General features: G+C 65.1%; 23 protein-coding genes, 1 tRNA gene and 1 rRNA gene. 14 read left to right on the top strand and 11 right to left on the bottom strand.

Annotated elements, in window-relative coordinates:
- A 16S ribosomal RNA gene (locus tag LQV39_RS25765) occupies positions 1 to 118 on the bottom strand; the annotation flags it as partial.
- Positions 119 to 773: 655 nt separating this feature from the next.
- On the opposite strand from LQV39_RS25765, the gene LQV39_RS25760 reads away from it, so the two are divergent.
- Complete coding sequence (locus LQV39_RS25760) at positions 774 to 1916, top strand: serine protease (RefSeq protein ID WP_230030047.1); 1143 nt, start codon at positions 774 to 776, stop codon at positions 1914 to 1916.
- Here the strand turns inward: LQV39_RS25760 and LQV39_RS25755 are convergent, their stop codons facing one another.
- Entirely contained in the window at positions 1917 to 2693 is a 777-nt protein-coding gene (locus LQV39_RS25755; protein ID WP_230030046.1) for an enoyl-CoA hydratase, read from the bottom strand.
- Between the two features lie 53 nt (positions 2694 to 2746).
- Between LQV39_RS25755 and LQV39_RS25750 the strand changes: the two genes are divergently transcribed.
- Both LQV39_RS25750 and LQV39_RS25745 read left to right on the top strand, forming a co-directional pair.
- A complete protein-coding gene (locus LQV39_RS25750; protein ID WP_230030045.1) occupies positions 2747 to 4012 on the top strand; it encodes an MFS transporter in 1266 nt (421 codons plus the stop codon).
- Positions 4013 to 4103: 91 nt separating this feature from the next.
- Positions 4104 to 4283 (top strand): hypothetical protein, encoded by a 180-nt coding sequence (locus LQV39_RS25745; RefSeq protein WP_230030044.1) that lies wholly within the window; start codon positions 4104 to 4106, stop codon positions 4281 to 4283.
- Positions 4284 to 4290: 7 nt separating this feature from the next.
- On the opposite strand, the gene LQV39_RS25740 is transcribed toward LQV39_RS25745, so the two are convergent.
- Positions 4291 to 5556, bottom strand: a complete 1266-nt coding sequence (locus tag LQV39_RS25740; protein WP_230030043.1) for a murein transglycosylase A — start codon at positions 5554 to 5556, stop codon at positions 4291 to 4293.
- Between the two features lie 116 nt (positions 5557 to 5672).
- Entirely contained in the window at positions 5673 to 6047 is a 375-nt protein-coding gene (apaG, locus tag LQV39_RS25735; RefSeq protein ID WP_230030042.1) for a Co2+/Mg2+ efflux protein ApaG, read from the bottom strand.
- Positions 6048 to 6145: 98 nt separating this feature from the next.
- Here apaG and rpe point away from each other — a divergent pair, with 98 nt between their 5' ends.
- From rpe to LQV39_RS25695, 8 genes are all read left to right on the top strand, one after another.
- Entirely contained in the window at positions 6146 to 6820 is a 675-nt protein-coding gene (rpe, locus tag LQV39_RS25730) for a ribulose-phosphate 3-epimerase (protein ID WP_230030041.1), read from the top strand.
- Between the two features lie 2 nt (positions 6821 to 6822).
- Positions 6823 to 7533, top strand: a complete 711-nt coding sequence (locus tag LQV39_RS25725; RefSeq protein ID WP_230030040.1) for a phosphoglycolate phosphatase — start codon at positions 6823 to 6825, stop codon at positions 7531 to 7533.
- A 204-nt stretch (positions 7534 to 7737) separates the two neighbouring features.
- Positions 7738 to 9234 (top strand): anthranilate synthase component I, encoded by a 1497-nt coding sequence (gene trpE, locus LQV39_RS25720; RefSeq protein WP_230030039.1) that lies wholly within the window; start codon positions 7738 to 7740, stop codon positions 9232 to 9234.
- A 1-nt stretch (position 9235) separates the two neighbouring features.
- On the top strand, positions 9236 to 9799 hold the full coding sequence (locus LQV39_RS25715) for an aminodeoxychorismate/anthranilate synthase component II (protein WP_230030038.1): 564 nt from the start codon (positions 9236 to 9238) through the stop codon (positions 9797 to 9799).
- Positions 9800 to 9899: 100 nt separating this feature from the next.
- Positions 9900 to 10934, top strand: coding sequence for an anthranilate phosphoribosyltransferase (trpD, locus tag LQV39_RS25710; protein WP_230030037.1), 1035 nt, complete (start codon positions 9900 to 9902; stop codon positions 10932 to 10934).
- Between the two features lie 13 nt (positions 10935 to 10947).
- Positions 10948 to 11748 carry an indole-3-glycerol phosphate synthase TrpC gene (gene trpC / locus LQV39_RS25705; protein WP_230030036.1) on the top strand — a complete coding sequence of 267 codons (801 nt, stop codon included), beginning with the start codon at positions 10948 to 10950 and terminating at the stop codon, positions 11746 to 11748.
- A gap of 3 nt (positions 11749 to 11751) precedes the next feature.
- Positions 11752 to 12261 (top strand): energy transducer TonB, encoded by a 510-nt coding sequence (locus LQV39_RS25700; protein ID WP_230030035.1) that lies wholly within the window; start codon positions 11752 to 11754, stop codon positions 12259 to 12261.
- A gap of 34 nt (positions 12262 to 12295) precedes the next feature.
- Positions 12296 to 13099, top strand: a complete 804-nt coding sequence (locus tag LQV39_RS25695) for an alpha/beta fold hydrolase (protein WP_230030034.1) — start codon at positions 12296 to 12298, stop codon at positions 13097 to 13099.
- On the opposite strand, the gene LQV39_RS25690 is transcribed toward LQV39_RS25695, so the two are convergent.
- From LQV39_RS25690 to LQV39_RS25665, 6 genes are all read right to left on the bottom strand, one after another.
- On the bottom strand, positions 13086 to 14918 hold the full coding sequence (locus LQV39_RS25690; protein ID WP_230030033.1) for a M61 family metallopeptidase: 1833 nt from the start codon (positions 14916 to 14918) through the stop codon (positions 13086 to 13088). The genes LQV39_RS25695 and LQV39_RS25690 overlap by 14 nt on opposite strands.
- A 79-nt stretch (positions 14919 to 14997) precedes the next feature.
- The gene (locus tag LQV39_RS25685; protein ID WP_230030032.1) at positions 14998 to 15582 is read right to left on the bottom strand and encodes an NTP transferase domain-containing protein; all 585 of its coding nucleotides are present in this window, start codon (positions 15580 to 15582) and stop codon (positions 14998 to 15000) included.
- A gap of 10 nt (positions 15583 to 15592) precedes the next feature.
- Positions 15593 to 17812 carry a xanthine dehydrogenase family protein molybdopterin-binding subunit gene (locus LQV39_RS25680; RefSeq protein ID WP_230030031.1) on the bottom strand — a complete coding sequence of 740 codons (2220 nt, stop codon included), beginning with the start codon at positions 17810 to 17812 and terminating at the stop codon, positions 15593 to 15595.
- A gap of 9 nt (positions 17813 to 17821) precedes the next feature.
- The gene (locus LQV39_RS25675; RefSeq protein WP_230030030.1) at positions 17822 to 18286 is read right to left on the bottom strand and encodes a (2Fe-2S)-binding protein; all 465 of its coding nucleotides are present in this window, start codon (positions 18284 to 18286) and stop codon (positions 17822 to 17824) included.
- Between the two features lie 84 nt (positions 18287 to 18370).
- Positions 18371 to 19093, bottom strand: a complete 723-nt coding sequence (locus LQV39_RS25670; RefSeq protein WP_230030029.1) for a DsbC family protein — start codon at positions 19091 to 19093, stop codon at positions 18371 to 18373.
- Positions 19094 to 19123: 30 nt separating this feature from the next.
- The gene (locus LQV39_RS25665) at positions 19124 to 20368 is read right to left on the bottom strand and encodes an FAD-dependent monooxygenase (RefSeq protein ID WP_230030028.1); all 1245 of its coding nucleotides are present in this window, start codon (positions 20366 to 20368) and stop codon (positions 19124 to 19126) included.
- A gap of 82 nt (positions 20369 to 20450) precedes the next feature.
- On the opposite strand from LQV39_RS25665, the gene LQV39_RS25660 reads away from it, so the two are divergent.
- Positions 20451 to 20526, top strand: a tRNA-Phe gene (locus LQV39_RS25660).
- Between the two features lie 64 nt (positions 20527 to 20590).
- A complete protein-coding gene (locus LQV39_RS25655) occupies positions 20591 to 20935 on the top strand; it encodes a zinc ribbon domain-containing protein YjdM (RefSeq protein WP_230030027.1) in 345 nt (114 codons plus the stop codon).
- Here the strand turns inward: LQV39_RS25655 and LQV39_RS26505 are convergent.
- Positions 20835 to 21167 (bottom strand): EAL domain-containing protein, encoded by a 333-nt coding sequence (locus LQV39_RS26505; RefSeq protein WP_374199491.1) that lies wholly within the window; start codon positions 21165 to 21167, stop codon positions 20835 to 20837. The two genes, LQV39_RS25655 and LQV39_RS26505, sit on opposite strands and share 101 nt — an antisense overlap.
- Before the next feature lie 356 nt (positions 21168 to 21523).
- On the opposite strand from LQV39_RS26505, the gene LQV39_RS25650 reads away from it, so the two are divergent.
- Complete coding sequence (locus LQV39_RS25650) at positions 21524 to 21901, top strand: hypothetical protein (protein ID WP_230030026.1); 378 nt, start codon at positions 21524 to 21526, stop codon at positions 21899 to 21901.
- Positions 21902 to 22027 lie beyond the last annotated feature (126 nt).

Below are 22027 nucleotides of genomic sequence, written 5' to 3'. Positions count from 1 at the left end.
GATGTATTACTCACCCGTTCGCCACTCGCCGCCAGGTTGCCCCGCGCTGCCGTTCGACTTGCATGTGTAAAGCATGCCGCCAGCGTTCAATCTGAGCCAGGATCAAACTCTTCAGTTTAATCTCTGTAATGACTTTACGTCATAGGTCGGACTGTTTTTAATCAGTCCGAACTCCTCCCATTGGTCGGAGTTCGCTCACTCAAAATACTGACCGTCACTTCATTGCTGAAGCAACGTTATACTTTTTGTGAACATTTGATAATTTAAGCATTCAGCAGCTACTTGCGCAGCTGCTGGCACTTCATCAAACGCCCACACTTATCGACTGTTGATTGTTAAAGATCGTTGGCTCCCGCCGAGGGCGGTACTGCCTTGCTGCATTCTGCGAATCGTTTTGTTCGTCAGCAGCAGAGGAATGAGATTATGCAGTGCTTCGCTTAACTCGTCAACCCCCCGTTTTTCTGCAACACCAGCGGAGTTATCAAAACATCCAGCCCAACTACTTGATTTCGTTCAGCTTTTCCGGCACTGCAGAAGCAGGACGCGCACTATAGCAAATTCACCGCAGAGCGCGCAAGGGGCGATATGTCGAACATGCCACACTGCTTCCTTATCGCAAGATCAGCTCGACTTGACGCTCATCAGTAAACGACGCGATGTACGGAACTCTCACCCGAGCAAAGTCTTAATCTGAGCGCGCACCATCTCTCAGCAGTGTCCGCGCATCGCTAGCTGCGCCGGACCGGTCAACCCTGTCCATTTTTGGAGACGGCATGAAATTTCTCACGCGCGCATGCGTGCCCGCCCTCGCGCTGTTGCTGTTCAGCGCAACGGCCAGCCACGCACAAGACAGCCAGCAAGACAACAAAGTGATGCTGACCAATCCGAACGTCAAAGCCGTCACGGCCTACTGGACGCCCGAGCGCTTCAAGGCCGCCAAGCCGCTGCCCTTGCCGCAAGCGTCGTACGGTGCCGTCAAGGCGCTGGACGCATTCCGCAGCGCGGGTCCGGTCGCCGGCAGCGAGCCCCATGCGCCTAGCATTCGCGCCCTACCGTCCCCGAAGCGCCTGTTCACGCCCGAGCCCGTGCAGAAGCGCAGCCCCGGCGTGGTCACGCCGAACGCCGTCGGCACCTTCGGCGCCCATTACACCAGCAGCCGCGTGTTCCCGATGTTTAACGGCGCCGGCGCGCCCTATTCCGCGGACCGCAACTACCCCTATTCGACAGTCGGCATCCTGTTCTTCTCGATCGACGGCGTGCCCTATCTGTGCTCGGCCTCGGTGATCCAGAAACGGATCGTCGCCACCGCCGGCCATTGCGTGCACAGCGGGACCTCGAGCGGCTTCTACGACAACTGGGTCTTCATCCCGGCCTACCGCGACGGCACCGCGCCCCTGCAAAGCTGGAACTGGAACGCCGTGATCGTCACCGGCACCTGGGCCAGCGGCGGCGGCACCGTTCCCAACGCCGCCGACTACGCGATGATCGAGTTCGCCGACCAGCCCGTGGGCGGCAGCACCCAGTCCCTGGGCTTCGTGACCGGCTGGCTCGGCTGGCAGACCGCCAGCCTGTCGGACAACCACACCTCGCGGCTGGGCTATCCCTGCAATCTCGACCGCTGCATCAGGATGCAGGTCATCACCGCCGGCGCCTTCCGCAACGTCGACCCCAACAATGTCGAGTATGGGTCGGACGCCGAAGGCGGATCCAGCGGCGGGCCGCTGGTCCAGAACTTCCAGGAGCTGCAGATCGGCGGCGCCTCGGGCTCGAACAGCCTTCCGAATCGCGTGGTCGGCGTGACCTCCTACGGCTACGAGCCGCGCGATCCCAAAGTGCAGGGCGCGTCCAACCTCGACAGCCGCTGGGTCAACCTGTTCGGCGCCCTGTGCGGCCGGGCGCCGGGCAACTGTCTCTGATCAGAGACCGTCGAAGTCCGGCTTGCGTTTCTCGAGGAACGCATTCATGCCCTCTTTCTGTGCCGGCGTACCGAAGCCGGCATGGAAATAGCGGCGCTCGTAGCGCACGCCCTCGGTCAGCGTGGTCTCGAAGGCCCGGTTGACCGAGTCCTTGATCTGCATGGCCACCGACACCGGCATCGCGGCGATGGTGTTGGCCACCGCCAGCGCCTCTTCCATCACCTTCTCGGCCGGGAACACGCGCGACACCAGCCCGGTACGCTCCGCCTCGGCCGCGTCGATCATGCGGCAGGTCAGCAGCATGTCCATCGCCTTCGACTTGCCGATCGTGCGCGGCAGGCGCTGGGTGCCGCCGGCGCCCGGGGTGACGCCGACCTTGATTTCCGGCTGGCCGAACTTGGCGCTGTCGGCTGCGATCAGGAAGTCGCACATCATCGCCAGCTCGCAGCCGCCGCCCAGCGCATAGCCGGACACCACGCCGACCACCGGCTTGCGCACGTTCAGGATGTGCTCCCAGTTGCGGCCGATGTAGTTGCCGGGATAGGTATCGGCATAGGTATAGTTCGCCATGGCGGCGATGTCGGCGCCCGCCGCGAACACCTTCTCGCTACCGGTCAGGACGATGACGTTGACGGCCGGGTCGGCGTCGAATTTGTACAGCGCGTCGCCCAGTTCGTTCATCATGTTGTCGTTCAGGGCATTCATCGCCTTCGGACGGTTCAGGCGGATCACGACTACCTTGCCGTGCTGCTCGATCAGCAGATCGGAATATTCCATGGGACACCTCTTAGTAAAATAACGCTGCGATTGTAGCGCCTGCGATGGCATAAATGACAAGGATAATCAGCTTCTTCCAACATCTCGGCAGCGACCGGCAGCTGCGCAACGCCGATTTCCGCCGTTTCTGGTACAGCAGCATCCTCACCAATTTCGGCGCCCAGATCACCCTGCTGGCCCTGCCGATCTGCGCGGCGCTGCTGCTGCACGCCAGTCCGAGCCAGATGGGCACCCTGGCGGCGCTCGGCTCCCTGCCGTTCCTGTTGTTTGGATTGCCGGTCGGCGTCCTGCTCGACCGCAGCCGGCGCCTGCCCGTGATGCTGTGCAGCGATGCGATGGTGGCGCTGAGCCTGGCCAGCGTGCCGCTCGCCTGGTGGCAGGGCTGGCTCAGCATCCACTGGATGTACGCGGTCGAATTCGTGCTCGGCACCGGCCTGGTGGTGGGCGGCGGCGCCGAGCAGATCTTCATGACCTTCCTGGTCGGGCGCGATGGCCTGATCGACGCGCAGTCGAAGTTCGCGGCCACCGAATCGGCCTCGCGCCTGCTCGGCCCGGGCCTGGCAGGGGTGCTGGTGCAGGCGCTGGGCGCGCCCGTCGCCATCCTCTGCAACGTGGCCGGCTTCACGGTCTCGATCTCGAACCTGCGCCGCATCCGCGCGCGCGAACCGCAGCCGGCGCCGCCCGAATCGCATGCGGTGCGCGACATGCTGGCCGGCCTGGCCTTCGTCTGGCGCCAGCCGACCCTGCGCCTGCTGGCCTGGACCTCGGCCTGCTGGCACCTGCTGTTCTACGGCTACCTGGCGCTGTACGTGCTGTTCGCCACCCGCGAACTCGGCATGTCGCCGGGGATGATGGGTACGGCGCAGATGCTGGGCGGCGTCGGCGTGCTGGCCAGCTCGGTGCTGCTGAAACCCCTGACGCAGCGCTTCGGCGCCGGCGGCACGGTGGCGATCGGCCTGTGCGCCTCGAGCATCGGCTTCGTACTGATGCCGGCCATCCCGCGCGACCTGCTCGGCAGCGGCGCCGCCAGCGCGGCCGCCTATGCGGTGGTGGTGTTCTGGCTCGACTGCGGCGCCACCCTGTTCTTCCTGCCCTACCTGGCCCTGCGCCAGCGCGTCACGCCGGACGCCTTCCTGGGCCGGATGACCTCGACCATGCGCTTCATGACGGTGGCCATGGCGCCGGTGGGCGCGGCCGGGGCCGGGCTGCTGGCCGAGCGGATCGGCGTGCGCGGCGGCCTGGCGGTGGTGGCGGGCGGCGCGCTGCTGCTGACGGCGGGCACCCTGTTCGGCACCCGCCTGCACCGCATCCGGGAATAAGCTGCGCTGACCCCAAGGGTGGTGGCAGACATCGGGGGTGGCGATCCGCATAATCGTCTCCACGATCACCACCACGCCCACGGAGAACACCATGTCCCCCATTCCCCAGGCCCACAGCCTCGACGATCGCAGCGCCGGCGGCGACAAGGTCATCATCCAGACCTACGAAGGCGACATCGAAACGATGAACCTGCGCCTGACCGCCACCATCGTCACCAGCATGGCCGAGCTGCGCGCCCGCGCGGCCGCGGGTTGCGCAGCCGCTGCTTAAGTAAGGCTCAGCGAGAAGCCTGCACGGCAGCAGGCCGCGGCAGCAGCACCCACAGCTGGCCGCGCTGCTTCATGCGGCCCGCATTCTCGGCCGCCTGGCCGCCGAAGCCGAAGAAGAAGTCGGCGCGCACCGCCCCGCGGATCGCGCCGCCGGTGTCCTGGCCCATCATCAGGCGCTGCACCGGCACCTCGCTGGCCGGCTCGGTCGTCGACAGGAAGATGGGCGCGCCCAGCGGCAGGAAGGACGGGTCGATCGCCACCGAACGGCTGGGCGTGAGCGGCACACCCAATGCTCCCTTCGGCCCTACCGAAGGATCCGGCAGGCGCTCTTCGCGGAAGAAGATATAGCTCGGATTGACGTTGAAGAGTTCCTGGCGCCGCTCCGGATGGGCCGCGATCCAGGCCTTGATGCCCTGTGCGGACGCCTCCGACGCCGTCAATTCACCCTGCTCCACCAGCCAGCGTCCGATCGCCTTGTAGGGATGGCCGTTCTGGTCGGCGTAGGCAATGCGCACCGTCTCATCGGCATCGTCGAGCTGTACCCGGCCGGAGCCCTGCACCTCGAGGAAGAAGGCCTCGACCGGGTCGTCGACCCAGACCAGCTCTTTGCCAGGCAGGCGGGCGCGTTCGATCTCGGCTCGGGTGCCGTAGGGCACCACGGTCTTGCCGACCAGGCGGCCGCGCAGGCGCATCCCCTTCAAGGTCGGGTAGACGCTGCCCAGGTCGACGGTAATCAGGTCGTCCGGCACTTTGTACAGGGGCGTCTGGTAGGCGCCGCCGCGCTTGCGCGCGCCGTGCAGCATCGGCTCGTAATAGCCGGTGATCAGGCCGGTGTCCGCGCCGTCGGCGGCGCGCACCATGTTCGGCACAAAATACGTCTCGAAATACTGGCGGATCGCGACGGCGTCGCCGGCATCGACCCCTTTCGCGCTGTCGCAGGGCGCTTTCCAGTCCGCTTTTTTGCCCAGTGCGCGGCAGGAGGCCATGAAGGCCGGCCAGGCCTGGCGCAGGTCGTCCTGCTGCCAGCCCGGCAGCGCGTCGAAGGCGACCGGCGTGAACAGCGGCGCCGGCGGCAACTGGCCCGGCGCCGAGGGCACGGGCGCCACCGGCGGCGGCATTTTTACGGGCGGCTGCGGCTGAGGCTTCGGCTGGGGCGAAGGCACAGGCCTGGGCGCCGGTTTCGGTGGCGCTGTCGTGCAGGCGGCCAGCAAGGTCGCGATGGAAATTAGCCCGGCAAGGCTGCGTGCGGGTACACTTCGGCGTGTCGAAAACATAAGGGACCGTTATGTGGATACTGCTGTTGGAAGCCGGGGCGGCGCTGGGCCTGCTGCTCTTCATCGTCTGGTGGACGATGTTCTCCGGCCGTAAATAAGCTGCAACGCGAAGAGGCTTAATGCAGCGCGTGCGGCAGGCTCAGCACGAACTCCGGGATCGGCACTTCGAAGCGGTGCCCGTCCTCGGCCACGAAGAAATATTCGCCCACCATCGAGCCTTGCGCCGTTTCCAGCTGGGTGCCGCTGGTGTATTCGAATTCCTCGCCCGGCTTGAGCAGCGGCTGGTGGCCGACCACGCCCAGGCCGCGCACTTCCTGTTTCTGGCCGTTGGCATCCGTAATCACCCAGTGGCGCGAGATCAGCTGGGCCGGCACCGCGCCGGTGTTCTTGATCGTGATCGTGTAGGTGAATACATACAGCGTCCGCTCGGGCTTGGATTGCTCCGGGAGGTATTGGGTCCTGACATTGATCGCGAAATCGTAGGCGGCCATCTTGTTTCCTTTTTTCTAAGACGCCATCATACAACGCTGGCAAAAAGCGCGGCGTCGTACAATAGCGGTCTTTCCGAATTGCAGACTTGCAGACCGCCATGACCACTTACCGCATCGCTCCCAGCATCCTGTCCGCCGACTTTGCCCGCCTGGGCGAGGAAGTGAAAAACGTCGTTGCCGCCGGCGCCGACATCATCCACTTCGACGTGATGGACAACCACTACGTTCCCAACCTGACCATCGGCCCGATGGTCTGCCAGGCCATCCGTCCGCACGTGCAGGTGCCGATCGACGTGCACCTGATGGTCAAGCCGGTCGACCGCATCATCCCCGATTTCGCCAAGGCCGGCGCCGACATCATCACCTTCCACCCGGAAGCCTCGGAGCACATCGACCGCTCGCTGCAGCTGATCCGCGATAACGGCTGCAAGGCCGGCCTGGTGTTCAACCCGGGCACGCCGCTGCACTACCTCGATCACGTGATGGACAAGATCGACATCATCCTGATCATGTCGGTGAATCCGGGCTTCGGCGGCCAGTCCTTCATCCAGGAAGCGCTGAAGAAGGTCGCGCACGCGCGCCGCCTGATCGACGAATCCGGCCGCGACATCATGCTGGAGGTGGACGGCGGCATCAAGGCCGACAACATCGCCGCCGTGGCCGCCGCCGGCGCCGACACCTTCGTGGCCGGCTCCGCCATCTTCGGCAAGCCGGACTACAAGGCCGTCATCGACGCGATGCGGGCCGAGCTGGCTTCGGTACAGGCGAAGTAAGGATGAAGGCCGCGACGTTTACTAATGGAGCGGCAATCCAGGCCGCCATCATCGACCTCGACGGCACCATGCTGCACACGGTGCCGGATTTCGAACTGGCGCTGAACGGCATGCGCGCCGACCTCAAGCTCGGGCCCATCACGCAGGACATCATCGAACCGATGGTCGGCAAGGGCTCGGAAAAGCTGATCCGCGACGTGCTGGCGCTGGATTATTCCACTGAACGCATCGACGCCGTTTTCGACGAGGCCATGGCCGCCTACCAGCGGCACTACCTGGCCATCAACGGCGAACGCGCCATCCTGTACCCGGACGTGATCGAAGGCCTGCGGGCATTGAAGGAACTGGGCTTGCGCCTGGCCTGCGTCACCAACAAACCCATCGCTTTCACGCTGCCGCTGCTGGAGCGTAAAGGCCTGGCGCCCTGGTTCGAGCTGGTCTACGGCGGCGACTCGCTGCCGAAAAAGAAGCCCGATCCCCTGCCCCTGCAGCAGGTCTGCCGCGACTTCAAGCTGGCGCCGGAAGCCGTGGTCGCGATCGGCGATTCGAGCAACGACGCCGAGGCCGCGCGCGCCGCCGGTTGTTTTGTGCTCACAGTCCCATATGGATATAACCACGGAATGCCTGTGCAAACTATTAATTCCGATGGTATAGTTGATTCGCTGCTCCATGCGGCGAAGCTGATATCTGCTCACAACAGTACGTCAAACTAACTTATCTATACATGTTTTTCACCAAAAAACACACCGTCAACCAAACCGGCGCCCTTGAGGCCTGGCTGTGGCGACGCTGGCAATCCTGGGCTAACTAACCCCCGTTGATTGCTGCCGGTGCACGCTCCTGCGTGTAGAACCACCGGCAGGTTTTTTGAAGAAAACGCCGCCCGACCTCCCCTTTCGGCCGGCCCGGAGAAAAGCATGACCGAACTCGAATTCAAATCGCTTGCCACGCAAGGCTACAACCGTATCCCCCTGATCGCGGAAGCCTTCGCCGATCTCGAAACCCCGCTCACGCTCTACCTGAAGCTGGCCCAGAGCCAGGACGCCGGCAAGAACACCTTCCTGCTCGAGTCGGTGGTCGGCGGCGAACGCTTCGGGCGCTACTCCTTCATCGGCCTGCCGGCGAAGACCCTGTTGCGTACCAGCGGCGATATCACCACGGTAGAGCGCAACGGCGAAGTCATCGAAACGCATGAGGGCAACCCGCTCGACTTCATCGAAGCCTACCAGCAGCGCTTCAAGGTCGCCCTGCGTCCCGGACTACCGCGCTTCTGCGGCGGCCTGGCCGGCTACTTCGGCTACGACACGGTGCGCCACATCGAGCGCAAGCTGGTGGGCCGCGCGCCGAAGGACGAACTGGGGCTGCCGGACATCCAGCTGATGCAGACCGAAGAACTGGCCGTGATCGACAACCTGTCGGGCAAGCTCTACCTGATCGTCTACGCCGACCCGGGCCAGCCGGAAGCCTACACGCGGGCAAGGCAGCGCCTGAAGGACCTGCGCGTGATGCTGCGCCGTAGCGTCGATGCGCCCGTGACGTCGTCCTCGGTCCGCACCGAAGCCGTGCGCGACTTCAGCAAGGAGGATTACCTGAAGGCGGTGGCGGTGGCCAAGGAATACGTGATGGCCGGCGATTTGATGCAGGTGCAGATCGGCCAGCGCATCCGCAAGCCCTATGTGGATTCGCCGCTGTCGCTGTACCGCGCGCTGCGTTCGCTGAATCCCTCGCCCTACATGTACTACTACAACTTCGGCGACATGCAGATCGTCGGCTCCTCGCCGGAGATCCTGGTCCGCAACGAGAAAGAGCCCGAAGGCGGCCGCAAGGTCACGCTGCGCCCGATCGCCGGCACCCGCCCGCGCGGCTCGACGCCGGAACGCGACACGGAACTGGCCCACGAGCTGCTGAACGATCCGAAGGAAGTCGCCGAGCACGTGATGCTGATCGACCTGGCGCGCAACGACATCGGCCGCATCGCCAAGACCGGCACGGTGAAAGTCACCGACCAGATGGTCATCGAAAAATACTCGCACGTGCAGCACATCGTCTCCAACGTCGAAGGCGCGCTGAAAGAAGGCATGTCCAACCTGGACGTGCTGCGCGCGACCTTCCCGGCCGGGACGCTCACCGGCGCGCCGAAGGTGCGGGCGATGGAAGTCATCGACGAACTCGAACCGGTCAAGCGCGGGATCTACGGCGGCGCCTGCGGCTACCTGTCCTTCGGCGGCGAGATGGATGTCGCCATCGCGATCCGCACCGGCGTGATCAAGGACGGCAACCTGTACGTGCAGGCGGCGGCCGGCATCGTGGCCGACTCCATCCCCGAGATGGAATGGCTGGAAACGGAAAACAAGGCGCGCGCCGTGCTGCGCGCGGCCGAGCAAGTGCAAGACGGACTGGATGGAGATTTCTAGCATGCTGCTCATGATCGACAACTACGACTCGTTCACCTACAACATCGTCCAGTACTTCGGCGAGCTGGGCGAGGACGTGCGCACGGTGCGCAACGACGAGATCTCGCTGGAGCAGATCGCCGACATGAACCCGGACCGCATCTGCATCTCGCCGGGCCCGAAGAGCCCGAAGGATGCCGGCGTCTCGGTCGACGTGCTCAAGGAGTTCGCCGGCAAGAAGCCGATCCTCGGCGTCTGCCTCGGCCACCAGGCCATCGGCGAAGCCTTTGGCGGCAAGATCATCCGCGCCAAGCAGGTCATGCACGGCAAGACCTCGAAGATCGCCCACACCGGCGAAGGCGTTTTCAAAGGGCTGCCGAGCCCCTTCACCGTGATCCGCTACCACTCGCTGGCGATCGAGCGCGCCTCGCTGCCGGCCTGCCTGGAAGTGACGGCATGGACCGACGACGGCGAAATCATGGGCGTGCGCCACAAGGAATTCGACATCGAAGGCGTGCAGTTCCACCCCGAGTCCATCCTGTCCGAGCACGGGCATGCGATGCTGAAGAACTTCCTGGAAAGATAAATCGTCGTTCCCGCGCAGGCGGGAACCCAAGTTTTCGTGATATGCCACTAACTGGGATCCCCGCCTTCGCGGGGACGACGGCAACGATAAAGGTTCTGCCATGATCACCCCGCAAGAAGCGCTGCTGCGCTGTATCGAACACCGCGAAATCTTCCACGACGAGATGCTGCACCTGTTCCGCCAGATCATGTCGGGCGAGATGTCGCCGACCATGATCGCGGCCATCACCATGGGCCTGCGCGTGAAGAAGGAAACCATCGGCGAGATCACCGCCGCGGCCCAGGTCATGCGCGAGTTCTCGACCAAGGTGCCGATGGCCGACACCACCCACCTGCTCGACATCGTCGGCACCGGCGGCGACGGCGCCCACACCTTCAATATCTCGACGGCCTCGATGTTCGTGGCCGCGGCGGCAGGCGCGCGCGTGGCCAAGCATGGCGGCCGCAGCGTGTCCTCGTCGAGCGGCAGCGCCGACCTGATCGAATCGCTGGGCGCCCAGATCGACCTGAAACCCGAGCAGATCGCCCAATCGATCGCCCAGACCGGCATCGGCTTCATGTTCGCGCCGAATCACCACGCGGCGATGAAGAACGTGGCGCCGGTGCGCCGCGAACTGGGCGTGCGCAGCATCTTCAACATCCTGGGCCCGCTAACCAATCCGGCCGGCGCGCCGAACATCCTGATGGGCGTGTTCCACCCCGACCTGGTCGGCATCCAGGTGCGCGTGCTGCAGCGCCTCGGCGCCGAACACGCGGTGGTGGTCTGGGGCCGCGATAACATGGACGAAGTTTCATTAGGCGCCGGCACCATGGTCGGCGAACTGGTGAACGGCCAGATCCGCGAATACGAAATCCACCCGGAAGACTTCGGTTTGCAGATGATCGCCAGCCGCAACCTGAAGGTGGCCGACGCGGCCGAGTCGAAGCTGCGCGTGATGGAAGCGCTGCGCGGCGAACCGGGTCCGGCGCACGACATCGTGGCGCTGAATGCGGGCACCGCGCTGTATGCGGCCGGTGTCGCCGCGTCCATCGAAGAAGGCCTGCAGAAGGCGCGCGCCGTCATTGCTTCCGGCGCGGCGCTGGCCAAGCTCGACCAGTTCGTGGGCGTGACCCGCCAGCTGGGCGCGGCGAACTGATCCAAGAAAAAATATGTCCGACATCCTGAACAAGATCCTGGCGGTGAAAGCCGACGAAGTCGCCGCCGCCAAAAAACACCGCGACCTCTACAGCCTGCGCCGCGAGGTCGAAGGCGACAGCGAATTGCGCGCGAACCTGCGCGGCTTCGAGGCGAATCTGCGCCGGCATATCGAGGCCGGACGCGCCGGCGTGATCGCCGAAGTCAAAAAGGCGTCGCCCTCGAAGGGCGTGCTGCGCGTCGACTTCCAGCCGGCCGCCATCGCCGAAAGCTATGCCAGGGGCGGCGCTTCCTGCCTGTCGGTGCTGACCGACGCGCAGTTCTTCCAGGGCTCCGCCGACTACCTGAAACAGGCGCGCGCCGCCTGCGATCTGCCGGTGATCCGCAAGGATTTCATGGTCGACCTCTACCAGGTGTACGAAGCGCGCGCGATGGGCGCCGACGCGATCCTGCTGATCGTCGCGGCGCTGGACCACGGCCTGATGGCGGAACTCGAAGCCTGTGCCCAGGAACTCGGCATGGATGTGCTGGTCGAAGTGCATGACGGCGACGAGTTGAACGCTGCGCTGCGCCTCAAGACGAGGCTGCTGGGCATCAACAACCGCAACCTGCGCACTTTCGAGGTCACGCTCGACACCACCATCGGCCTGCTGCCGAACATCCCGGCGGAGCGCCTGGTAGTGACCGAGTCCGGGATCCTGGCGCCGGCCGACGTCAAGCGCATGCGCGACGCCGACGTGCATGCCTTCCTGGTGGGCGAGGCCTTCATGCGCGCGCCCGATCCCGGCACGGAGTTGCGACGATTATTTGACTAGATCATGAAAACGATCATCCGCCTGAGCCTGATTCTTGTTTTTACAATCGCAGGCTTGAGCGGATGCTCGACCGTGATCTCGGCCACGACGGCCGTCGCCTCCACCATCGGGCACGCCGCCAGCGCGGTGGCCCGCCCCTTCACTTCTTCCCCTGCCTCGAAACCGCCGCCGGCTGGCCTGGACGACTACAAAACCCAGGTCGCCCAGCACGTGGTCCAGCACAATCCCGGCCATACGTATAAAGGCACCCTGCCGCCGCTGCTGCCGGCCATCGTCGTCCTCGAGATCACGGTCGACAGCGAGGGCCGGATGACGGACGTCGCCGTGCAGCGCTCGCGCAATCCGGATGCCTCCGAAGTGGCGCTGGCATCGATGCGCCGCAGCACACCGCTGCCGCGGCCCCAGCAGCTGGCGCCGGCGAGCGGCAAGCTGACCTTCTCCGAAACCTTCCTGTTCGCGGACCGCGAGCGCTACCAGCTGCGCAGCCTGGTTGGGCCGCAGGCATCCGAATAGTTTTACAAAAATAAGCTTGCTGCATAATGGGAGGATGCACACCTCCCCCATCCTGGCCAGCGACGTCTGGATCGACCACCCGCACGGCCGCCTGTTCAGCCGCGTTTGGCGCCACGCCAGCACCGGCCGCGCCGACAGCGAGAACACGCCCATCGTCCTGCTGCACGATTCCCTGGGCTGCGTCGACCTGTGGCGCGACTTCCCCGCCCTGCTCGCCTTTGAAACCGGGTGCGACGTGCTCGCCTACGACCGCCTCGGCTTCGGCCGCTCCGACCGGCGCGAAGGTAAACTCCCGCTGGACTTCATCGCCGACGAAGCGCGCACTTACTTCCCGGTCGTCTGTGAGCAGCATAAAGTGAATCGTTTCATCGCCTTCGGCCATAGCGTGGGCGGCGGCATGGCCGTGCACTGCGCGGCCCAGTATCCGGAACGCTGCGAAGGATTGATTACGGAATCCGCCCAGGCCTTCATCGGCGAGGAAACGCGGGCAGGTTTACTGGAAGCCAAAGGGCTGTTCGAGGACGAGCGCGCCCTGTCGCGCCTGGCGAAATACCATGGCGACAAGGCGGCATGGGTGCTCGACGCCTGGCTGGGCACCTGGCTGGCCCCAAGCTTCGCGGCCTGGTCGCTGCGGGACGTCCTGCCGGCGGTGCGCTGCCCGGTCCTGGCCATCCACGGCGCCCTGGACGAATATGGCTCGTCCAGGCACCCGGAAACGATCGCGGAACATGCCGCCGGCCCGTCCCGGGTCCACATCCTGCCGGGCACTTACCACGTCCCGCACAAGGAGCGGCCCGGCGAGATCGCCGGGCTGGTGGCGGCTTTCAGCTCGCGCTAGGCCGCGGCATCGTCGCCGCGCGGCGCGTGCCCGCGGGCGCCACGCCGATGGTGATCACCGGCGCCACGCAGCCCTGCAGGGTCGCCTCGAACTGCATCAGCTCGTCGCGGCGGAAGGCGTGGATGGTGACGGTGTCGCCGACGCGGTAGCGCGCGAACAACTGGTCCAGGTTGGACGGGTTGCCGTTCACGCGCAGGCCGTCGACGGCGATCACGATGTCGCCCGCCGACAGGCCGGCCTGGTGGGCCGCGCCGCCTTCGTGCACCTGGCTTAGCTTGAGGCCCAGCGGGTCACGGCCGGGGGCGATGTTCAGCGAAGGCTTGCTGCTCTTGCGCTCGTCGAGGGTCTTGACGCCGAAGGGCGCATACAGCTTGGCCAGCGGGATGTCCTCGGTGCCGCGCACATGGCGGTCGAAGAGGGATTTCAGGCGCAGGCCGCTGACTTCGTCGAACAGCGCTTCCACTTCCTTCTCGGTGACGCCGCGGCCGCTGCCGGAGGCGCCGGCATAGAAGTCGCGGCCATAGCGTTCCCACAGCGCGCGCATGACGTCGTCCAGCGACTTCGCCCCGCCGGTCTTGGCGCGGATCGTCAGGTCGAAGGCCAGGCCGACCAGCGAGCCCTTGGTGTAGTAGCTGATGATGGCGTTCGGCGCGTTCTCGTCCTGGCGGTAGTACTTGGTCCAGGCGTCGAAGCTGGATTCCGCGATGCTCTGCTTGGTGCGGCCGCTGCCGCGCCAGACGGCGCCCACGGTCTTGCCCAGCAATTTGAAATAAGTCGCTTCGCTGATGATGCCGCTGCGGACCAGCATCAGGTCGTCGTAATAGCTGGTGAAGCCTTCGAAGAGCCACAGCAGCGGGGTGTAGTTCTCGACCTGCAGGTCATAGGGCGCGAACACGGCGGGCTTGATGCGTTTGACGTTCCAGGTATGGAAGTACTCGTGGCTGCACAGGCCGAGGAAGGTGATATAGCCTTCGCTGCGTTCGGCGGTCTTCGGCGCGGCGGTGGTCGGCAGGTCGTTGCGGGCGCAGATCAGGGCCGTCGAAGCGCGGTGTTCCAGGCCGCCGTAGCCGTCGCCGACCGCCATCGTCAGGAACACGTAGCGGTCCATCGGCGCCTTCCTGGTCTTCGGCTCGAAGAAGGCGATCTGGGTTTCGCAGATGGCTTTCAGGTCCTGCTGCAGGCGTTCCATGTCCAGGTTGGGCACGCGGCCGGTGACGACGATGTCGTGCGGGATGCCGTGCGCCTTGAAGGAAGCGAGCGCGAAGTCGCCCATCTCCACCGGATGGTCGATCAGCTCATCGTAGTCGGCGGCGAGATAGGTGCCGAAGCCGTAGCGCTTGGCGCCCAGTTCGGGCAGCGAGGTCGCCACCCGCCAGTCGGCGGCGGCCGGGTCGCCGGGACGCTGGATGTCGACCTGCTGCGGTTCGGCATCCTGGCCCTGCACGCGCAGGAACACACTGGTGCCGTTGAAGAAGCCGTGGGTCTGGTCGAGGTGGGCGGCGCGTACCGACAGGTCCCAGGCATAGACTTCGTAGTGCAGGGTCAGCGGACCGGCCACGGGCGCGGCGCGCCAGGTGTGCTTGTCGAGCTTGACCAGTTCGACGGCCTGGCCGTCAGATTCAGCGCGGATGCGCACGATATTGCGCGCGAATTCGCGGATCATGTAGCTGCCCGGGATCCAGGCCGGCAGCATGAAGACCTGCCCTTCCGGATTGGGCGCTGCGACGGTGACGGTGACGTTGAACAGGTGACCCGCGAGGTCCTTCGGCACGATGGTGTACTGCACCCCGGCCGGTTTCTTCTGGTTGGTTTTTTTCATGGTTATTGAACAATCTCTCACTTTTCCACCGTAGTGTAATCGGATTCTTCGGCGAAAGGTGTCCAACACGTATGCATATCTACAAGTCGGCTGGCGTGTCGATATCCTTGAAAATGCCGGGGTCTTGGACCGCAAGCTCGCTGACGGGGAAGGTATGCAGCAGGCGGCGCGCGCCCTGCTCGCCTTTTAAGGCCAGCAGCGCGTCCAGGTGGACGCGGCCGAAGCCGACAGGGTTGCCGCGACGGCCGTCCATGACCGGGGCGGCGATGGGCGCGCCGGCAGCCAGCGCGTCGGCCAGCAGGCGCAGTGTAGCGGGCGCGACACGCGGCATGTCGCCCAGCGCCACCAGCCAGGCCGCGGGATCGTGAGGAAGGGAGTGGCGGATCGCATGCACCAGCGAGGCCGCCATGCCGCTGTCGGCGTCCGCGCAGACGCTGACTTCGCAGCCAAGGGCAGACAGCAGCGCGCCCACACCGCCATCGTCGGGCGGCACCACGGCAATCACGGTATCGACGACAGAGAGCAGCTTGCGCGCACTGAGGGCGACGACCGGCTCGCCACCGGCTTCGGGCAGAGCCTGGAGCAGCTTGTTGCGCTGCCCCAGCGGATCGAAGCGGCGCCCCCTGCCGGCGGCCAGCAATACACCGACGACCGGGGTGCCCATATGCCTTCGCTTAAGCCGAAGCCAGGTCGAAAGGCAGCTTGCGCAGTCGCTTGCCGGTCAGCTTGAACAGCGCATTGGCGAAGGCCGGCGCCAGCGGCGGCAGGCCGGGTTCGCCCAGGCCGGTCGGCGGCTCGTTCGACGGCACGATGTGCACCTCGACCTGCGGCATGTCGTTCATGCGCGCCACCGTGTAGTCGCCGAAGTTCTGCTGCTCGACCACGCCATCCTTCAGCGTGATGCGCGCGCCCGGCAGGGTGGTCCCCAGCGCCATCAGCGCCGCGCCTTCGACCTGGGCGGCGATGCTGAGCGGGTTCACCGCCAGGTTGCAGTGCACGCCGGCGGTCGCCTTGTGCAGGCGCGGCGTGCCGTCCTTGGCGATCGAGGCTTCGACCACGTAGGCGACCACGGTGTTGAAGGACTCGTGCACGGCCACGCCCCAGGCATGGCCTTTCGGCAGGGTCTTCTTGCCGTAGCCGGACTTCGCCACCGCCAGGTCCAGCGCCGCGTGATGGCGCACGTGCTTGGCGTCGATCAGCTTCTTGCGATAGGCCACCGGGTCGGCCTTGGCGGCATGCGCGGCTTCGTCGATCAGGGTCTCCATCACGAAGGCGGTGTGGGTCGAGCCCACCGAACGCCACCACAGCACCGGCACGTTCGCCTTGGCGATATGGGCCGTCAGGTTCAGCGGCACCTCGTAGGGCGCGCCCATGCCTTCGACCATGGTGCTGTCCACGCCCTTCTGGATCATGAAGCCTTCGAAGGGCGTGCCGGCGGCGATCGACTGGCCGACGATGACGTGGTCCCAGGCGACGATATTGCCCTGCGCATCGAGGCCGATCTCGGCGCGGTGCAGGTGGGACGGGCGGTAGTAGCCGCCGCGGATGTCGTCCTCGCGGCTCCACATCATCTTGATCGGACCGTTATGACCGGCGGCCTTCCACGCCTTGGCGATGTTGACCGCCTCGACCACGAAGTCCGAGGTCGGGACCGCGCGCCGGCCGAAGCCGCCGCCCGCCATCATCGTGTGCAGGGTCACCTGCTCGGGCTTGAGGCCGGCCGTTTTGGCGGCGGCGGCCTGGTCGCCGGTCTGGAACTGCGAACCGACCCACAGCGTGCAGGAATCATCCTTCAGGTCGACCGTGCAGTTGATCGGTTCCATCGGCGCGTGCGCCAGGTAGGGGAATTCGTAGACGGCCGAGATCTTCTTCGCGGCCGTGGCCAGCTTCGCCGTGTCGGCCTGGCGCGCCACTGCGCCCGGGGTCCTGGACAGCTCGGCGAATTCGGCCAGCTGGGCGCTTGAGTCGAGCTTGGCGACGCCGGTGGTATCCCATTCGATCTCCAGGGCGTCACGGCCCTGCTTGGCCGGCCAATAGCCTTCGGCGATCACGGCGATGCCGCGGCCGCCGCGGTCGACCGGAATCTCCAGTACGTCCAGCACGCCGCGGATCGCCTTGGCTTTCGACGCATCGAACTTGGCCACTTTGGCGCCGAACACCGGCGGGTGCGCGACCACGGCCACCTTCGCGCCTTCCGGCTTGAAGTCGATGCCGAACTGCTGGCGGCCGCTGGACTTGGCGCGCGCATCCAGGCGCTTCATCGGCTTGCCGATGAAGCGGAACTGCTTCGCATCCTTCAGGGTGACGGTTTCCGGGACCGGCTGCTTCATCGCGGCGTCGGCCAGCTGGCCGTAGGTCGCCTTCTGCCCTGCCGGGCCGTAGACCAGGCCCTTGGCGCTGCGGCACTGGCTTGGGCTGACCTTCCACTGCTCGGCGGCGGCGGCCACCAGCATCGCGCGGGCGCGGGCGCCGACTTCGCGGTACTGGGTGAAGGAGTGGGCGATGGTGCCCGAGCCGCCGGTGATCTGCATGCCGAAGGCCGGGTCTTTATAGGCGTCGCCGGCCGGCGCCAGCTCGGCGCGCATCTGCGCCCAGTCGGCGTCCAGCTCGTCGGCGATCACCATCGGCAGCGCCGTGTGCACGCCCTGACCGAATTCCAGGCGGTTGACGATCACGGTGACGGTGTTGTCCGGCGCCACGCGCAGGAAGGCGTTCGGCGCGTAGATCACCGGCTTGCCCTCGGCGGCGCGCGCCATGCGGCCACCGGCCGGCAGCATGAAGCCCAGCACCAGGCCGCCGCTGGCGACGGCGCCCGCTTTCAGGAATCCGCGGCGCGAAACGCTACCCATCGCGGCGCCTTGCAAGCCCGCGTTCTTGAACCATGTTGGTCGCATGTGGCCCCCTTACGCGATCGCGATGACTTTAGCGGCATCCTTGATGGCCGCGCGGATCCGTTGATAGGTCCCGCAGCGGCAGATATTGCCGCTCATGGCGTTGTCGATGTCGGCGTCGCTCGGCGCCTTGTTCACGCGCAGCAGCGCGGTGGCGCTCATCACCTGCCCGCTCTGGCAGTAGCCGCACTGCGGCACGTCGTGCTTGACCCAGGCGTCCTGCACGGCCTTGCCGACCTTGTCAGACTCCATCGCCTCGATGGTGGTGATCTTCTGGCCGGCGGCGGCGGAAATCGGCGTGACGCAGGAACGGATCGCCTCGCCGTTCAGGTGCACGGTGCAGGCGCCGCACAGGGCCGCGCCGCAGCCGAACTTGGTGCCGGTCATGTTGAGGTTGTCGCGCAGCGCCCAGAGGATGGGCGTGGAGGGATCGGCGTCGACCTGCTGGTCGCGGCCGTTGATGTTCAGAGTGACCACGTGCTGCTCCTTGTTTTGGACGGAGAGTGCTGCTGATTTTTATTGTGTACGTGGGCACGGGGTGCCCACGTGCGCTACAGGTTCTTACTGTTTAATGGATTCGAGCTTCTTTTCCAGCGTCGGCAGATCGACCGCGCCGGGAATCCGCGACCCATCGGCAAAGAAAATCGCCGGCGTACCCTGGATCTTCAGCTTCTGCCCCAGCGCCAGCACCTTGTCGTTCGGCGTTGCGCAGCTCTCCGGTGCCGGCGCCGCAGGCTTACCGCCGATCATCCAGTCGTCCCAGGCCTTGCTGCGGTCCGGCGAGCACCAGATGTTCTTCGACTTCACGAAGGAATCGTCGGACAGGATGTTGTACATGAAGGTGTAGATGGTGACGTTGTCCAGGTCCTTCAGCGCGGTCTGGCGCAGACGCTTGCAGTAGCCGCAGTTCGGGTCTTCGAACACGGCGATCACGCGCTTGCCGTCGCCCTTGACCTGCTTGATGGCGTCGTTCAGCGGCAGGTCGGAGAACTTGATCTTGTTGATGTCGTCGATGCGCTCGCGGGTCAGGTCGCGCGTGGTCTTGGCATCGTAGACGTGGCCGATGATCAGGTATTCGCCCTTCTTGTCGGTGTACAGGATGTCGCCGGCGACGCGGACTTCGTACAGGCCGCCATACGGGGTTTCCTTGATCGATTCGATCTTGGCGCCGCCCAGGCGCGGCTCGATATTCTTCTTGATGGTGGCCTCGACCGAGTTCTGCGCACCGACGCAGGATGTAACGAGGCCGGCCGCCAGCAGGACGGCGAGTTTGGTCTTGACCATGAACTTTATTCCTAAAAGATGTGTGCCTACTTATTTGCCCATCGCATGGGCGATCAGTTTCCGCTTAACGAGCGGCAACTTATCCAGCAAGTTTAATCCCAAATTGCGGACAACGCGTACCGGTTCGAGATTGGCGCCGAACAAACGTTCGAGCCCGTCGGTGGCAAGTTGCATAAGGAACACGTCTTCCTTGCGCGCCCGTGCATAGCGCGCCAGCACGCGCTCGTCGCCGATGCCGTGCTGGGCTTCGCGCTCGTTCACGACCCGCAGCAGGTCGACGATGTCGGCAAAGCCGAGATTCATGCCGTGGCCGGCCAGCGGATGCACGGCGTGGGCGGCGTCGCCGATCAGGGCCGCGTGCGGCGCCGTCACCGCGTGCGGGCGCACCAGCGCCAGCGGAATCGCCTTCACTGCCTCCGGCTGCAGCGGCTTGAGCAGGCCGAGCGTGCTTTCGGAATACTCGCCGAGGCGGATCGCCAGCTCGCCCAGCGACTCGTCCATGATGGTATCAGCCAGGGTTTCCGGGGCCGACCACACCAGCGAGACCTTATCGCCCGGCAGCGGCAGCAAGGCGATGATGCCTTCCTTGCAAGTAAACCACTGGTGGGCGACGTTGTGGTGCGGCTTTTCGCAGGAGAAATTGGCGACGATGGCGCGCTGGTGGTAGGAGCGGTAGTCGATGCCGATGTCGCACTGGCCACGCACCCAGGACTCGCGGCCGTCCGCGCCGAGCAGCAACTGGGCTTCGATCGGCGCCCCGTCCTCCAGTTCGACTTTCGTGCCGAGCGCGCTGCAGCTCAGCTTGCAGGCGCGGCCGGTGACGACCTCGACGTTCTGGGCGAAGCGTAGGGCCGCGTCCAGCGCCATGTTCAAATTACTGTCCTCGACGATCCAGGCCAGGGTGCCGGTATGGGCGCCGAAGGCATCGAAGCCCAGGTGGCCGCCCTGCTCGCCGTCGCCCTTGACGTCCATGGCGTCGACCGGCGCCACGCGCGCCATGTCCAGTGCGCCCCAGACCTTCAGCGATGCCAGCAGCTTCTGCGCCGTGTGGTTGAGTGCGTACACCCGCACGTCCCAGGGCTTCTCGCTGCTGGAGGACGACGAGGACTCTTCCGTCCCCGGGCGCGCGGGCGGCACCAGCAAAGTGACGCTGTGCCCGGCTTGCGAAAAGCCCAGGGCGGCGGTCTTGGCGATCGCGCCGTTGCCGACGATGCAGACGGCGCTACGGCGGGCGTCGGCACGGGATTGCAGGGAGGAAGAGGTCTGTGTAGTCATGAAGGCATTATATCGCTTCATAAAAAATTGCCGCACAGGACTTGCGGGCTTGAAAACCACTGGCTATAATCATGCCTCTCTTGGCCTGGTAGCTCAGTTGGTAGAGCAGAGGATTGAAAATCCTTGTGTCGGTGGTTCGATTCCGCCCCGGGCCACCAAGAATTCAGCAGTAATACAATGAGCGCCACCTTCGGGTGGCGCTTTTGCTTTGTGGATATCCCGATGACGACTCTCCCTCCCTGCCCCGCCTGCGGCTCCACGCTGACCTACGAAGACGGCTCGGGCAACTACGTCTGTCCGGAATGCGCGCATGAATGGCCGGTGAAGGCTGAAGCAGCCACGGAAGAAGCGGCGCGCGAGTGGCGCGACGCCGCCGGCAATCTGCTGCAGGACGGCGATTCGGTCACCGTCATCAAGGACCTCAAATTGAAGGGCGGCGGCGGCGTGGTCAAGCAGGGCACCAAGGTCAAGAATATCCGCCTGGTCGACGGCGACCACGATATCGACTGCAAGATCGACGGTTTCGGCGCCATGAGCCTAAAATCGGAATTCGTCCGCAAAACCTGAGCCGGCGCCTCAGACCGTCAACCGCAACTCGATCCGCTCGATCACCTGGTGCACATCCTCGGGCGGCACCGGCGGGCTGAAGTGAGCCCTGGCCGATATGGCAGCCGTGCGCCAGCAGCCAGTTCATCTGCTCGCGCGTCTCCACCCCTTCCGCCACAATATTTATTTTTAGCGCATTGCCCATGGCGACGATCGCCTGGGTCAGCTTTTCCGCGTTCAGATCTTCCAGCATGCTCTGGTGAAGGACTGGTCGATCCACGCGGCAGGACCGATGGTTCTCTACGCTAAAAAGCAAAACGCCAACCCATGCAGGTTGGCGTTTCGGTTGTTGCGGCTCGTGCGATCAGTGGAAGAACATGTAGATCAGCACCAGGACGATTGCGGGAACGCCCAGAATCCACGCCAGGAAATATTTGCCCATGATCGTGCTCCTTTCAATGTTGTGCGATGAGTACGGCTCCATGGTGCCTTGGGCGGATGCCATTGTCCGTACGCTAATACACAAAGTGCGCGGGGCTTCCTCCTACACGGCTACAATGGCCGCGCAGTTCAAGCAGTCCCCCACTGAATAGTTCACAGGAGATGTCCATGAAAACGCTCAGTCTTGCTTCTGCATTCCTCATCACCCTCCTCTCCTCCTCCGCCCACGCGGCCGACCAGGCGGCGCCCGTCATGAAAAAGGACGGCATGCTGGTCGATTCGAAAGGCATGACGGTCTACACCTTCGACAAGGACACGGCCAACAGCGGCAAGAGCGCCTGCAGCGGCGGCTGCGCGGCCAACTGGCCCGCCGTCCATGCCGGCGACGCCACGCTCGCCGCGCCTTACTCGTCCATCACCCGCGACGACGGCAGCAAGCAGCTCGCCTACAAGGGCAAGCCGCTCTACACCTTCGTCAAGGACAAGAAACCGGGCGACAAGGCCGGGGACAAGGCCATGAACGCCTGGCACGTCGTGACCGATTGATTGACCGCGGTGGCGCCGCCATGCGCCGGCGGCGCACGCTAGCTGTTGTGATCGTGTTCGCCGGATGCGTGCCCGAGGCCGAGACCGAGGCCCATCCCCATCCCGCCTCCGCCACCCGCACCGGCG

It is taken from the genome of Massilia sp. Bi118 (assembly GCF_918697865.1).
Classification (GTDB): Bacteria; Pseudomonadota; Gammaproteobacteria; order Burkholderiales; family Burkholderiaceae_D; genus Telluria.
The sequence above is the reverse complement of the archived record's forward strand: the minus strand, read 5'-3'. Positions and strand labels throughout refer to the sequence as shown.

Bases quoted from the DNA above. Each gene is read 5' to 3' on its own strand.
- LQV39_RS25700 (WP_230030035.1), top strand. From the start codon at position 11,752: ATGAAAACGATCATCCGCCTGAGCCTGATTCTTGTTTTTACAATCGCA.
- LQV39_RS25755 (WP_230030046.1), bottom strand. From the start codon at position 2,693: ATGGAATATTCCGATCTGCTGATCGAGCAGCACGGCAAGGTAGTCGTG.
- LQV39_RS25725 (WP_230030040.1), top strand. From the start codon at position 6,823: ATGAAGGCCGCGACGTTTACTAATGGAGCGGCAATCCAGGCCGCCATC.
- trpE (WP_230030039.1), top strand. From the start codon at position 7,738: ATGACCGAACTCGAATTCAAATCGCTTGCCACGCAAGGCTACAACCGT.
- LQV39_RS25695 (WP_230030034.1), top strand. From the start codon at position 12,296: ATGCACACCTCCCCCATCCTGGCCAGCGACGTCTGGATCGACCACCCG.
- LQV39_RS25750 (WP_230030045.1), top strand. From the start codon at position 2,747: ATGACAAGGATAATCAGCTTCTTCCAACATCTCGGCAGCGACCGGCAG.
- LQV39_RS25760 (WP_230030047.1), top strand. From the start codon at position 774: ATGAAATTTCTCACGCGCGCATGCGTGCCCGCCCTCGCGCTGTTGCTG.
- LQV39_RS25715 (WP_230030038.1), top strand. From the start codon at position 9,236: ATGCTGCTCATGATCGACAACTACGACTCGTTCACCTACAACATCGTC.
- LQV39_RS25655 (WP_230030027.1), top strand. From the start codon at position 20,591: ATGACGACTCTCCCTCCCTGCCCCGCCTGCGGCTCCACGCTGACCTAC.
- LQV39_RS25745 (WP_230030044.1), top strand. From the start codon at position 4,104: ATGTCCCCCATTCCCCAGGCCCACAGCCTCGACGATCGCAGCGCCGGC.
- apaG (WP_230030042.1), bottom strand. From the start codon at position 6,047: ATGGCCGCCTACGATTTCGCGATCAATGTCAGGACCCAATACCTCCCG.
- rpe (WP_230030041.1), top strand. From the start codon at position 6,146: ATGACCACTTACCGCATCGCTCCCAGCATCCTGTCCGCCGACTTTGCC.
- LQV39_RS25650 (WP_230030026.1), top strand. From the start codon at position 21,524: ATGAAAACGCTCAGTCTTGCTTCTGCATTCCTCATCACCCTCCTCTCC.
- LQV39_RS25670 (WP_230030029.1), bottom strand. From the start codon at position 19,093: ATGGTCAAGACCAAACTCGCCGTCCTGCTGGCGGCCGGCCTCGTTACA.
- LQV39_RS25740 (WP_230030043.1), bottom strand. From the start codon at position 5,556: ATGTTTTCGACACGCCGAAGTGTACCCGCACGCAGCCTTGCCGGGCTA.
- LQV39_RS25665 (WP_230030028.1), bottom strand. From the start codon at position 20,368: ATGACTACACAGACCTCTTCCTCCCTGCAATCCCGTGCCGACGCCCGC.
- trpC (WP_230030036.1), top strand. From the start codon at position 10,948: ATGTCCGACATCCTGAACAAGATCCTGGCGGTGAAAGCCGACGAAGTC.
- LQV39_RS25685 (WP_230030032.1), bottom strand. From the start codon at position 15,582: ATGGGCACCCCGGTCGTCGGTGTATTGCTGGCCGCCGGCAGGGGGCGC.
- LQV39_RS25680 (WP_230030031.1), bottom strand. From the start codon at position 17,812: ATGCGACCAACATGGTTCAAGAACGCGGGCTTGCAAGGCGCCGCGATG.
- LQV39_RS26505 (WP_374199491.1), bottom strand. From the start codon at position 21,167: ATGCTGGAAGATCTGAACGCGGAAAAGCTGACCCAGGCGATCGTCGCC.
- LQV39_RS25690 (WP_230030033.1), bottom strand. From the start codon at position 14,918: ATGAAAAAAACCAACCAGAAGAAACCGGCCGGGGTGCAGTACACCATC.
- trpD (WP_230030037.1), top strand. From the start codon at position 9,900: ATGATCACCCCGCAAGAAGCGCTGCTGCGCTGTATCGAACACCGCGAA.